This is a genomic window from Flavobacterium sp. HTF, from assembly GCF_003105115.1.
GTDB lineage: Bacteria > Bacteroidota > Bacteroidia > Flavobacteriales > Flavobacteriaceae > Flavobacterium.
In genome coordinates, this window is sequence record NZ_QETH01000121.1 from 1 (window position 1) to 11,239 (window position 11,239).

The 11,239-nt window shown below is 34.1% G+C and carries 13 protein-coding genes and 1 pseudogene; 5 read left to right on the top strand and 9 right to left on the bottom strand.

Features of this window, described 5'->3' with window-relative positions:
* The 5 genes and pseudogenes from DCO46_RS20805 to DCO46_RS20825 form a co-directional block, all read right to left on the bottom strand.
* Positions 1–202, bottom strand: a pseudogene (locus DCO46_RS20805) (hypothetical protein); the annotation flags it as partial.
* 87 nt (positions 203–289) lie between these two features.
* The gene (locus DCO46_RS20810) at positions 290–652 is read right to left on the bottom strand and encodes a nuclear transport factor 2 family protein (RefSeq protein ID WP_116754403.1); all 363 of its coding nucleotides are present in this window, start codon (positions 650–652) and stop codon (positions 290–292) included.
* A 17-nt stretch (positions 653–669) separates the two neighbouring features.
* Positions 670–2,247 (bottom strand): S41 family peptidase, encoded by a 1,578-nt coding sequence (locus DCO46_RS20815; RefSeq protein WP_116754404.1) that lies wholly within the window; start codon positions 2,245–2,247, stop codon positions 670–672.
* Positions 2,248–2,679 carry a deoxycytidylate deaminase gene (locus tag DCO46_RS20820; protein WP_116754405.1) on the bottom strand — a complete coding sequence of 144 codons (432 nt, stop codon included), beginning with the start codon at positions 2,677–2,679 and terminating at the stop codon, positions 2,248–2,250.
* A gap of 5 nt (positions 2,680–2,684) precedes the next feature.
* Complete coding sequence (locus tag DCO46_RS20825; protein WP_116754406.1) at positions 2,685–3,278, bottom strand: HupE/UreJ family protein; 594 nt, start codon at positions 3,276–3,278, stop codon at positions 2,685–2,687.
* A gap of 170 nt (positions 3,279–3,448) precedes the next feature.
* Between DCO46_RS20825 and DCO46_RS20830 the strand changes: the two genes are divergently transcribed.
* Positions 3,449–3,880, top strand: a complete 432-nt coding sequence (locus tag DCO46_RS20830; protein WP_116754407.1) for a TerB family tellurite resistance protein — start codon at positions 3,449–3,451, stop codon at positions 3,878–3,880.
* 70 nt (positions 3,881–3,950) lie between these two features.
* Here DCO46_RS20830 and fbp read toward each other — a convergent pair whose 3' ends face one another.
* Positions 3,951–4,958 carry a class 1 fructose-bisphosphatase gene (fbp, locus tag DCO46_RS20835; protein WP_116754408.1) on the bottom strand — a complete coding sequence of 336 codons (1,008 nt, stop codon included), beginning with the start codon at positions 4,956–4,958 and terminating at the stop codon, positions 3,951–3,953.
* Between the two features lie 171 nt (positions 4,959–5,129).
* On the opposite strand from fbp, the gene DCO46_RS20840 reads away from it, so the two are divergent.
* From DCO46_RS20840 to DCO46_RS23280, 3 genes are all read left to right on the top strand, one after another.
* A complete protein-coding gene (locus DCO46_RS20840; RefSeq protein WP_116754409.1) occupies positions 5,130–5,603 on the top strand; it encodes a GNAT family N-acetyltransferase in 474 nt (157 codons plus the stop codon).
* A gap of 67 nt (positions 5,604–5,670) precedes the next feature.
* The gene (locus tag DCO46_RS20845; RefSeq protein ID WP_116754410.1) at positions 5,671–6,930 is read left to right on the top strand and encodes an aspartate kinase; all 1,260 of its coding nucleotides are present in this window, start codon (positions 5,671–5,673) and stop codon (positions 6,928–6,930) included.
* A 184-nt stretch (positions 6,931–7,114) separates the two neighbouring features.
* Entirely contained in the window at positions 7,115–7,384 is a 270-nt protein-coding gene (locus DCO46_RS23280; RefSeq protein ID WP_262509797.1) for an SdpI family protein, read from the top strand.
* Position 7,385: 1 nt separating this feature from the next.
* On the opposite strand, the gene DCO46_RS20855 is transcribed toward DCO46_RS23280, so the two are convergent.
* The 3 genes from DCO46_RS20855 to DCO46_RS20860 all read right to left on the bottom strand — a co-directional run bounded on the left by DCO46_RS20855 (position 7,386) and on the right by DCO46_RS20860 (position 10,860).
* Positions 7,386–8,978: an outer membrane beta-barrel family protein gene (locus DCO46_RS20855; RefSeq protein ID WP_243416371.1), complete on the bottom strand. Its 1,593-nt coding sequence runs from the start codon at positions 8,976–8,978 to the stop codon at positions 7,386–7,388.
* A 116-nt stretch (positions 8,979–9,094) separates the two neighbouring features.
* On the bottom strand, positions 9,095–9,628 hold the full coding sequence (locus DCO46_RS23285) for a hypothetical protein (RefSeq protein ID WP_243416373.1): 534 nt from the start codon (positions 9,626–9,628) through the stop codon (positions 9,095–9,097).
* A gap of 170 nt (positions 9,629–9,798) precedes the next feature.
* Entirely contained in the window at positions 9,799–10,860 is a 1,062-nt protein-coding gene (locus tag DCO46_RS20860) for a helix-turn-helix domain-containing protein (protein WP_116754412.1), read from the bottom strand.
* A gap of 199 nt (positions 10,861–11,059) precedes the next feature.
* Between DCO46_RS20860 and DCO46_RS23105 the strand changes: the two genes are divergently transcribed.
* Positions 11,060–11,239: hypothetical protein (locus DCO46_RS23105; RefSeq protein ID WP_207784985.1), on the top strand; the 180-nt coding region annotated here is incomplete at its 3' end.

Genomic DNA, 11,239 nt, shown 5'->3' on the forward strand with positions numbered 1-11,239 from the left:
CATGACCGCCAACATTTACAATACTTATAGTAGCAAAATAAACTTCATTTTTATCTGTATTGATTTTTGCCGTGTAACCGTCTTTTCCAAATTCAACCGATTCAACTTTTCCTGAAATTGTATTTTTATCTTTCATACAGGCGCATGATATTACAAAAGCCATTAAAACAATCAAAGCTCCTATTCTTTTTAAATTTTTCATAATTTATATATTTTATTTACCTGCAAAGTTCGCTAAGATTAGGGCAGTTTTGTTATACTTTCTTTTAAATAATTATTATTATTTCTTTTAAACTGAAACACAGCTGCCTGCGATTACCTGAAGATTTGTTCCTGAGTTTTTCCAGACGCGCAGGTAACGAAAAACACCATTTACAGGCTGGTTTTCGTAAGTTCCTTTCAGCAAAACCAAAACGCTTACAACTGCACAATCATCAATAATATTAACCAGCTGATCTGAAGCTTCAAGTAATTCGATTTTCATCTTTCCGGAGCGGTAAGCCTCTAAATCAAATTCTTTGTTAATCGTTTGTCCGTCGGGCAAATTAAAGAGTAAATCATTATGCAGTAGTTTTTCTAAAACCGGAACATCTGCATTTTTAATTGCAGTCAAAAGTTCTATTTCTGCATTTATAACGGCATTTATATCCATTCGAAAAAAATTTAAAATTACTTTTTAGGGTTCAGCACTGCTTTCACCATGGCATCCTCTTTCAGGATAACATCATAATAGTATAATTCGCCATACAATTGTCTGGCAAATTCAGCCGTGATATGTCGATTTACAAGTGCTTTGGTTTTATCTAATTTTAAATCCAGGCCTGTCATCAGAATGTAGTCTTTGAACTTTTTAAAGTAAAGGTCCGAGTTTTTCATTTTAACTAAAAACTCATTGAACTTAAGGCCTTCAAAAGCTTTTCTGTTTTTATCCAGTTCTTCAAAAACAAAATGCCCGACAATACCGGTTTGCAGTAAATAGGCAACATTTTCATTTCCATGCTCTGCTTCCATCGGTACAAAAACATCCGGAACGATTCCGCCACCACCGTAAACAATTTTGCCTTTTGGAGTTTTGAATTTTAAGGAATCTGCTACTTTAATACTATCTCTTGCGTAAAGTTCACCCGATTTGATACGGTCTTCAGATTCTTTGTAATATTCTTCATTTCCTTTTTTATAAGGTTTTTGAATTGATCTTCCGGTTGGTGTATAATATCTTGCTACAGTCAATCTTACGGCAGATCCGTCGTTAAAATCCATTTCACGCTGTACCAGTCCTTTCCCGAAAGAACGTCGTCCGACAATAGTTCCGCGATCGTTATCCTGAAGTGCTCCTGCCAGAATTTCACTTGCCGATGCGCTGTTTTCATTAATTAGCACATAGACCTTTCCGGTTTCAAAACTTCCGCCTTCATTGGCAAAAGTTTTATCTGTAGTACCGTTTTTGCTTTTGGTAAAAACGATGAGCTGTTTGTCTTTTAAAAATTCGTCGGCAACTGCCACGGCTTCTTCCATATAACCGCCGCCATTATCACGAAGATCAATTACCAGAGACTGAATTCCCTGCTTTTGCAATCGGCTTAAGCCTGTTTTGAATTCTTTATAAGTTGTTTCGGCAAAACGGTTGATTTTTATATAACCTGTTTTATTTCCTATAAGAAGGGAAGCGTCAACACTTTTTATGGGGATAATATCTCTTTTTACCTTAAACTTGAGATTTTTTTGTTCTGATTTTCTAAAAACAGTCAGTTCGATTTCAGAGCCTTTGATTCCTTTTAATTTAGAGAACAAACTATCCGAAGGCAGTCTTCTTCCGAACAGTTTTGTTTTTCCTGCAAATAAAATCCGGTCTCCTGATTTTAATCCTGCTTTCGCCGAAGGACCGTTTTCAACCGGTTTTATGATCGCAACAGAATCTTTGTACATATAAAAATTAATTCCGATTCCGACGAAATCTCCTTTCATGCTTTCGGCAACTTCGGCTTGTTCGCTTGGCGGAATATAAACTGAGTGAGGATCTAATTTAGATAAGATATTGTCGACTGTGAGGTTTACAATCGAATCGGTATTGACACTGTCAACATATTCGTTATTGATAAAATCAATCAGTTTATTGAGTTTTGTTTTCGAATAATTTTTAGCCAAAAGCTGATCCTCAACGGGCGCATTCATAAGGCTTCCGAGGACTGTGCCAAGAGCAAAGACTGCTCCTATTACGATGGGTAAATATTTTGAATTAATTTTCATTTATTCTTCTAAAACCGGAATATGTACAACTTCTATGCCTGCTTTTATTAAAAACTGAATTCCCGCATCGTCCCGGTATGCGTCCTGATAAACTACTCTTTTTATACCGGACTGATGTACTAATTTACTGCAATCCTTACAAGGAGAAAGCGTTATGTACAAAGTTGCTCCTTCGCAGGATTGTGTGGACCTTGCTACTTTTAAGATTGCATTTGCTTCGGCATGCAAAACATCCCAGCGCGTTAATCCGTCTTCGTCTTCACAGCAATTCTCAAAACCGGAAGGCGTTCCGTTGTAACCGTCAGATATAATCATCCGGTCTTTTACGATAATGGCGCCTACCTGTTTACGTTTACAATAAGAGAGCAAACTCCATTCTTTGGCAATTCTTAAATACGCCTTATCGTATTTATTTGTTTTATTTAATTCCATTTATTTTATCTGTTCCATATAGGGCTGTCGATAATCATCGGAATGACAACTCCTACAATAAAAGCTGACATTACAAGTGCCCAGTCACGTTTTGAAAAACGAAAAACAGTCTGAACTATGTACGATATTACCAGAACCACAAAAACAACAATTATCTGTGCTGTTTCAATTCCCAATGCAAATTCTCCCAAAGGTAGTAATTTTGACGTTGCCGTACCTCCTAATATGGTCTTGAAATAATTTGAAAAACCAAGTCCATGTATAATTCCAAAAAACAAGGTGACAAAAAAGACTAAATTAAGTCCGTCATTTTTAGTTGCTTTACCTGCTGTAAACAAATGATATAAGGCAGTTATCAGAATCGTAATCGGAATTAAGAACTCTACAATATTAACTTTTACGGCAATAATCCCAAAAACGGAAAGTACCAAAGCCAGCGTATGGCCTACTGTAAAAACTGTTACCAAAAGTAAAATACGTTTCCAGTCTTTAAAGGTGTAAGGAACTGTTAATGCAATTAGAAAAAGAACATGATCGTAGGCATGAATATCTAAAACATGCTTCAATCCTATTTGAAAATAAATCCAAAATTGTGACATAGAAGTACGGGTATTAATTGATTAAGGGGTTGTAAACTTACGATTAATTTTGAAAATTAAAGAAAACCCTTTATTAAAACAACGCAGAAAAATAAGTTAAATTTTATGAGAAAATTAAATTTGTTAAATTAAAATAAGATTTATCTTTGCTCGATAAAAAACGATTAATTATGTCATTTTCAGAATTATTTGATAACGAATTCAAACAAAGAAATAAAGGTCATTTCTCTGCAATTGTACGTGTAGCTTTTGCTGACGGAAAAATTAATGAGGAAGAGCAGGCCTTTTTGGATAAACTTGCTGCAAGGTTAGAGATTTCAGAAGAAGAATATAAAGAAATTCTTTCTGACCCATGGAAACATCCTATAAACCCTCCGTATTTGTATGCACAACGTGTAGAGCGTTTGTATGATTTGGCAAGAATGGTACATATTGATCACCATTTAGGAGACCAACAAGAAGTTATGTTAAAACGTATGGGATTGGCTTTAGGCTTTACTCCCGGAAACGTTGATTATATTGTTTCTAAAGCTTTATCTTTAATCGATAAGAAAGTGGACTTGGATACTTTCTCCTTCGAAATGGAGAACATGAATAAATAATAGTTTTCTGTTTTTACTGAAACCGGAAAAAATAAACCCGATAAAGATTTACTTTATCGGGTTTTGCATTTTATAATGCCTCTGCCATAAACTGCTCTGCTTTTTCTACCATATTATAGCTTCCGCAGAAAAACGGAACTCTCTGGTGCAGTTCGGTTGGCTGAATTTCCATGATTCTTCCGAAACCGTCTGTTGCTTTTCCTCCTGCCTGTTCGGCGATAAAAGCCATTGGATTGCACTCGTACAGCAAACGTAATTTTCCTTTTGGTGCTTTTGAACTTGTCGGATATAAATAAATTCCGCCTTTGATCATATTTCGATGAAAATCGGCCACTAAACTTCCAATATATCTGGACGTGTAGGGTCTGTCTTCTTCTTCTTTCTGACAATATTTGATGTAGTTTTTTACTCCTTGCGGAAAATGAACATAGTTTCCTTCATTTACCGAATAAATATTTCCGTTTGTTGGAAATTTCATGTTCGGATGTGAAAGATAAAATGTTCCAATTGCAGGGTTCAGCGTAAAACCATTTACACCAAAACCAGTCGTATACACTAACATTGTTGATGTTCCGTAAATCACGTAGCCTGCTGCTACCTGATTAACGCCCGGCTGTAAAAAATCCTCGCTTGTTACCGGAGTTCCGATCGGAGTAATTCTTCTGAAAACAGAAAAAATAGTCCCAACTGAAACATTTACATCAATGTTTGATGATCCGTCAAGCGGATCCATTAAGATCACGTACTTATTATTATGACTGTTGTCGCTCCCCTGAACAGTTATAAAATCGTCGTTTTCTTCTGAAGCAATTCCACAGACAATCTCACGGTTTATTAACGTCTGGATAAATACTTCGTTGGCATACACATCTAATTTTTGCTGGTCTTCTCCCTGAATATTCTGTTCGCCTGCAGCGCCAATAATATCCACCAAACCCGCTTTGTTTACTTTATAGTTTACGACTTTTGCCGCCAAACGTATAGAGTTGATAATTCGGGAAAGCTCTCCCGACGAATACTGAAATGCTTTTTGGTTCTCAATAATAAACTCTCCCAGTGTTTTATTGCGTTCTTCCATTACTATATCGTTGTAGTTTTATTTTTAAGTCACAAATATCGTTTTTTTTGTGAGAATGGTTTAAAAATTATTTCGTTAGTTTGCTACTATTGTATATTTGACAATCAAATGCAAAAAGTATGCATTAAAAACATACTTTTTTAGCTAATAAACACTTAATAATACGAATACATGAATATTAGAAAAGGAAATCCTGAAGACATGAAATCGGTTTTGGGATTAATACAGGAGCTGGCAATATTCGAAAAAGAACCTGAAGCTGTTGTTATTACAGAAGAAGATTTAATACGCGACGGTTTTGGAGAAAGTCCGTTATTTCATGTATTTGTTGCTGAAACTGAAGGCGAGATTGTTGGCATTGCGCTATACTATTACCGCTATTCTACCTGGAAAGGAAAAACGATTCATCTTGAAGATTTAATCGTAAAAGAAAAAATGAGAGGCACCGGTTTAGGTTCGGCTTTATATGCTGAAATAATGAAACAGGGGAAAAAAGATAATGTAAGAAGAGTAGAATGGAACGTGCTCGACTGGAATACTCCTGCTGTAAATTTCTATAAGAACTCCGGCGCAAAAATCCTTGACGGATGGCAGGTTGTTCAGATGGATGAAGCAGGAATCAATGCTTTTTTAGAAAAAAATTAAACATGAAAAATATCAGATTTTAATTTCAAACAATCAGAAATCTAAAATCTAAAATCTACAATTAATAATGAGAGTATTTAAATTTGGAGGAGCATCGGTAAAAGATGCAAATGGAATTAAAAACGTGTACGACGTTTTACAAAAAGTAGGTTACGAAGATGTCATTTTGGTCGTTTCGGCTATGGGAAAAACTACAAATGCTCTTGAGGTTGTTATCAAAAATTATTTTGAGAACCCTGCGGGACTTCAGGCTTCTTTACAGGAAATAAAAAATTATCACCATCAGATCATAATCGATTTATTTGAAGATGAAAAACATGAAGTTTTTACGGCAGTAAATTTCCAGTTTTCTGAGCTTGAAAATTTCCTGGAACATAATAAATCACCAAATTACAACTTTGTTTATGATCAGGTGGTAAGTGTGGGAGAATTGATTTCGACTACTATTTTGAGCCATTTTATGAACTTTATGGGAATTAAAACGCAGTGGCTTGATGTTCGTAACTTCATTAAAACCGATGCTACTTACAGAGATGCAGAAGTAGACTGGGAAGTTACCCAACAAAACATCAGTACAAATGTTCCAAGAAAGATATTAAATATTACACAGGGATTTTTGGGTGCTGACGAAAATAATTTCACAACCACTTTAGGCCGTGAAGGTTCTGATTATACTGCGGGGATTTTTGCTTACTGCTTAAATGCTGAAAGCGTTACAATCTGGAAAGATGTTCCGGGTGTTATGAATGCCGATCCGCGTTATTTTGAAAATGCAAGTTTGTTAAACCAGATATCGTATCGTGAGGCGATCGAACTGGCTTTTTACGGCGCAACGGTTATTCACCCAAAAACATTACAGCCTTTACAGAAAAAAGAAATTCCGTTGTACGTGAAATCATTTATCAACCCGCTATTAAAAGGAACCTGTGTTTCAAAAGGTGTTGATTTAGAGCCGCAATTTCCATGTTTTATTGTAAAAAGAGAACAGCTTTTAATTTCTCTTTCTTCTATAGATTTCTCTTTTATTATGGAAGAGAATATCAGCGAAATTTTTGGTTTATTCCATGAATTCAAAATCAAAGTAAACTTAATTCAGAATTCTGCTATTAGTTTCTCTGTTTGCGTGGAAGATAAATTTGGAAATTTCAACGAATTGAATACAATTCTGTCGAAAAAATTCAAAGTAGATTACAGCGAAAATGTGACATTATATACTATTCGTCATTTTACGGAACAAGCTGCCCAGACTGTTGAAGAAAACAAAGCTGTTTTATTAAAACAAGTGAGCCGCGAGACAATGCAGATAGTCACCAAGGATTTAAATTAGTTTTTCAGGTTAAGAAAAAATTAATTCTAAAAAAGGGTTTCACTTATCGTGGAACCCTTTTTTTTGTATATTGTCTAAAATAAGTTCTGAATTTTTCACACAAAAAACACCACTTTAAAACTAAAACATGGAAGTAATCGATTTGATGCTTAAAAACCCAATAATCATTATCACATTGCTTATAATGATCATTTTCAGAATATTTCCACCAAAGAACATAAACGCTTTGTATGGTTACAGATCCACCAGTTCCATGAAAAACAAAACAAATTGGGATTTTGCACAAAAGTACAGTGCAAATCTTTTTATAGCGTTTTTGTCTACATTACTTCTTATTCAGGTTATTTTATACTTAGTTTTTGGCAATAAAACATTTATTAATTTATCAATTGTTATAAGTCTATTACTAACCATTGGAATTGTTATTTACAAAACTGAAAAAAAGTTAAAATAGATTACCTCGCCCTACTATTTTCCGTTTGTTCAATTTCGGTTTTCTTGTAAGTTGTCTTTTTTGAATTTCCAAAACTATACGTTGCGACAAGTCTAAAATAGTTCATTGTATAGGTTCTGTGGTAATAGATTTCGGTTTGGCCGACATCATAATTTCCTGAAACATTAAAGGTGTTGAAAATATCATTTGCTGTAAAGTTTAGTTTTAATGCCTCTTCAAAAAAGTTTTTTTCAATTCCTAATGTAACTACAGACCTGTCGTTTTCACTTCTTAATCCATAGCTTTTCTCCCCCAGATACCAGGCGAGCAATTGTATTTTAAAAAGGTTTGGGATTGTAAAAGTGTTGTTTGAATATAAATAGACCTGAGGCCTTACAGGACCGGTTGCATATTCATAAAAATCATCGGTTACTTTGCTAATGCTCGTACTTACGGCATTGACAGAATTCCACCATGTGTTGCTAAAGGATCTGGACGCTGAAACAAAAAAACTATTTTCTTCTTTTGAATTTAATGATCGCAACACATAGCTGTTTGGCTTGTCTCCGCGCAATGCCGCACCGGAAATAGGATCTATTTTATAAGTATAGCCAAGTTTGAAATTAAACTTTTTAAACATAGCCCCTATTTCAAAAGCATGAACTTTTTCGGGCAACAGGTATGGATTTCCTTCGATAGTCGTAAACGGATCCTGATAGATTACATACGGATTTAATGCCTGATATCTTGGCCTTGTTATTCTGGAAACATATGAGAAATGCCCTTTAAGATTCTCTGAAAGGGTAAAATTTAAAAGCAGGTTTGGAAAAAAATTGTGGTAGCTTTTCTCAAATTGCTGATTTCCTCTTGCTGTGGTCGCAAGATTGTAATTTGTCCATTCGCCGCGAGCGCCAACCGAAACATCCAGCTTTTCGCTAAAAGTTCTGCCATAAGTAAAATACACCGCTTTTATTTTTTCTAAATAACTGAAATCGCTGGAAAGTTCGTCATCAGGTTCAAAATCGGAATTTGTATTTTCTGAAGTTAAAAATTCTGTGGCCGAATTTATATCAGCATAACTAAATTTTGCTCCGGCGTCGAGTTTATCTTTTTCGGTTATCTTCTTTGAAAAATCGGTCTGAACAGTAGAAATATCAGTAGTACTCCCTACCCTGTTTTTTAGATACTTTAGGGTATTTAAATCATTTACGATTCCGTTTTCTTCAATAAAATCGTTTATGTTTCCGTTAAAATCAGAATATTGGGCTGCCGCAAATAATGAAGATCCATTTTTGTCTGTCATTAAATTGTAATTTAAATTGATAAACTGGTTGAGCAAAACATCATTTTTGGCAATATCAGTGGCATAAAAACTCTTGTTTGTATTGTCTGTAATTAAATTACGGCTTTCGACAACTCCTCCCAAATCTTCAATATTACCGCTGTATGCCAAAGACAGGTAACTTTTTTCCGAAAATGTATATTGCAGCCCAAAACCAAAATTCGAATAATTATTATATCGCCTTTTCCAGTCTGTAGTCAGTTCTGACCTCATGTATTCATCCGGATTTGGTCTTGTCCGGGTGGTAAATAATAATTCTCTTCCTTTTCCCAATTGTAGTCCGTAATTGCTGATAAAAGAAAATCTACCTTTTGTATAATTAAAATCTAATAATGTATTGGTGCTGGTTCCTGCAAATTTAGAAACGGTAATTTGCTGTATTGCAGAACCTAGTATACCGTTTTCAATTTTTTTTTTGTTATAATATTGATGACTGCTTTTCCTTCGGCGTCATATTTTGAAGAAGGATTTGAAATTACTTCAATTTTCAAAATCTGGGAAACAGGAATTGCGGCAAAACGCTCGTTATTGATCAATATTCCGTTTAAATAAATAATTGCTTCTCCTTTTCCGAGAACACTAATTTGTCCTTCTGCTACAACAACATTAGGAATTCTGCCCAATAATTCATTTACGGAAGTACTTGTTGCGAGTAAAGTATTGGCAACACTAACTTCTGTATTTCCGCCTAATGTGTTTTTTAATAATAGTGCCTGACTTTTTATAACTACTTCGTTTAGCTGATTGTTGTCGGGGTTTTTGATCCTTACAGAATCCTTTGTAGATAATGTTGTTTTTTTGATTAGTACATCCTCATCAACAAAGGATTTATCCGGATTTTTCTTTACAGATTGTCCTTTTATTTCTATTGATGAAAAAATCAGGAAATAAATTGAAATGATAACAATAATTAGAAATCTCATAAATTTTAACGATTAAAGGTTTGACTTTTATTTGAACAAAAGTCTTCTGAAAATCGTTGAATATGGTAACCAAAACAGAAATCAGGAGTACGGATTTATAAATCCGAACTTTATTTCTCTAAGGCACAAAGGTGCTAAGGTTCAGAGGTTTTATTTCTTTTTCTAAATATTTAACCTGATAATGCCTGTAATTGATAATTTAACGGAGTGGTTCCGGTATGTTTTTTAAAAGCTGCAAAAAAGGTTGATTTCGAATTAAAACCTACATCATAACCAATAGATTCCAAAGTCAGTTTATCATTGGATAATATAATTTTACAGGCTTCATTGATTCTAAATTCATTTATAAAACTGGTAAAATTCTTTCCGATATTATTATTCAGAAATTGCGATAACTGATGACTTGATATGCTAAGCTCTTGTGAAAGCTCCTGCAGACTTAAATTGGGGTTTTTATAAAGCTCTTTTTCACCCATAATATTCTCCAGTTTTTCGAATAAAATTACGGCTTCGGATTCTTCTATTTTTTTGCCGGAAGATTTCTGCCCGTTTAGTAAAAACAAATCGTCTGTTTTTTTTCGATACAAAAGAATTGAAATAATAAGGTACAGAATAAAAGAAAAAACAACGGCACCACTAATATAGGTAACAGCGGGAAGACGCATTAACGAAAGGAAATAAAAAAGAAAAAGCAGAAAATTACCCAGAAACAGCATTCCAAACCAGGTTTCGGCAGGAGTGGTTTTCAGTTTTGTGCTAAAGATTTTTTTCAGGACTTTTCTAATGGTATAACCCGATAAAACAATATGAACGAACCATTGAAAATAAATAATCCTTATAAGATATATACCCCATAATTTGGGATAGTCTTCATATGGAAACACAATTCCAACACTCAAAATGACTAGTGCCCAAAATAGTAACGCCCATTTCCATGTTTTTGGCATTATATTGACCTCGTCTGCAGCCGATTTTATAAAGTAAAACAAACAGGGACCAATAAAAAAACAAGCTGTGAGGCCAAACTGCAAATACAATCTTGGCAAACCCGGATGAAAATAAACAAAAACAGATTTGGCAATTCTTATACTCAGGGCAAACAAAAGTGCTCCAAGGAAATAGTTGGTCAGGTATTTTTTCTTTGTAAAGAAGAAAAAATATATCCCAAGAATAATTCCGTTGAAAGCTCCCAAAGCACTAAAAAAGAATAAAAGTTCTTTGCCGGTATCCATAATTCTGAATTCGTTTTTGTACTGACAAAGCTAAAAAAAAGATTAATGCATGACGAGAATAATGGTTCAATTGTATAAACTTATGCAAATTCAGAATCAGAATACCCTAATAGCGCATAACACAATGATAATAAGAAAAGTAAATTTGTTTATTTTCAAACCTAAACCTGATACCTTAATAAAATTTATAAAGTAAATTATGAAACCAAATAATATAAAAAAATTCGTTTTTGTATTTAACTACATTTTTACTCCTATTGCGATTCTTTTAATCTTTTGGATTCTTTTTTTTGAAGGTAATTCTTTTTCTATCCAAAAAATAATTAGTCACAAATCTGATGTAAAACTTTATTTGGCATTAGCATTAGAAATAGCTTTT

Bases quoted from the DNA above. Each gene is read 5' to 3' on its own strand.
- DCO46_RS20810 (WP_116754403.1), bottom strand. From the start codon at position 652: ATGGATATAAATGCCGTTATAAATGCAGAAATAGAACTTTTGACTGCA.
- DCO46_RS20815 (WP_116754404.1), bottom strand. From the start codon at position 2,247: ATGAAAATTAATTCAAAATATTTACCCATCGTAATAGGAGCAGTCTTT.
- DCO46_RS20820 (WP_116754405.1), bottom strand. From the start codon at position 2,679: ATGGAATTAAATAAAACAAATAAATACGATAAGGCGTATTTAAGAATT.
- DCO46_RS20825 (WP_116754406.1), bottom strand. From the start codon at position 3,278: ATGTCACAATTTTGGATTTATTTTCAAATAGGATTGAAGCATGTTTTA.
- DCO46_RS20830 (WP_116754407.1), top strand. From the start codon at position 3,449: ATGTCATTTTCAGAATTATTTGATAACGAATTCAAACAAAGAAATAAA.
- fbp (WP_116754408.1), bottom strand. From the start codon at position 4,958: ATGGAAGAACGCAATAAAACACTGGGAGAGTTTATTATTGAGAACCAA.
- DCO46_RS20840 (WP_116754409.1), top strand. From the start codon at position 5,130: ATGAATATTAGAAAAGGAAATCCTGAAGACATGAAATCGGTTTTGGGA.
- DCO46_RS20845 (WP_116754410.1), top strand. From the start codon at position 5,671: ATGAGAGTATTTAAATTTGGAGGAGCATCGGTAAAAGATGCAAATGGA.
- DCO46_RS23280 (WP_262509797.1), top strand. From the start codon at position 7,115: ATGATCATTTTCAGAATATTTCCACCAAAGAACATAAACGCTTTGTAT.
- DCO46_RS23285 (WP_243416373.1), bottom strand. From the start codon at position 9,628: ATGAGATTTCTAATTATTGTTATCATTTCAATTTATTTCCTGATTTTT.
- DCO46_RS20860 (WP_116754412.1), bottom strand. From the start codon at position 10,860: ATGGATACCGGCAAAGAACTTTTATTCTTTTTTAGTGCTTTGGGAGCT.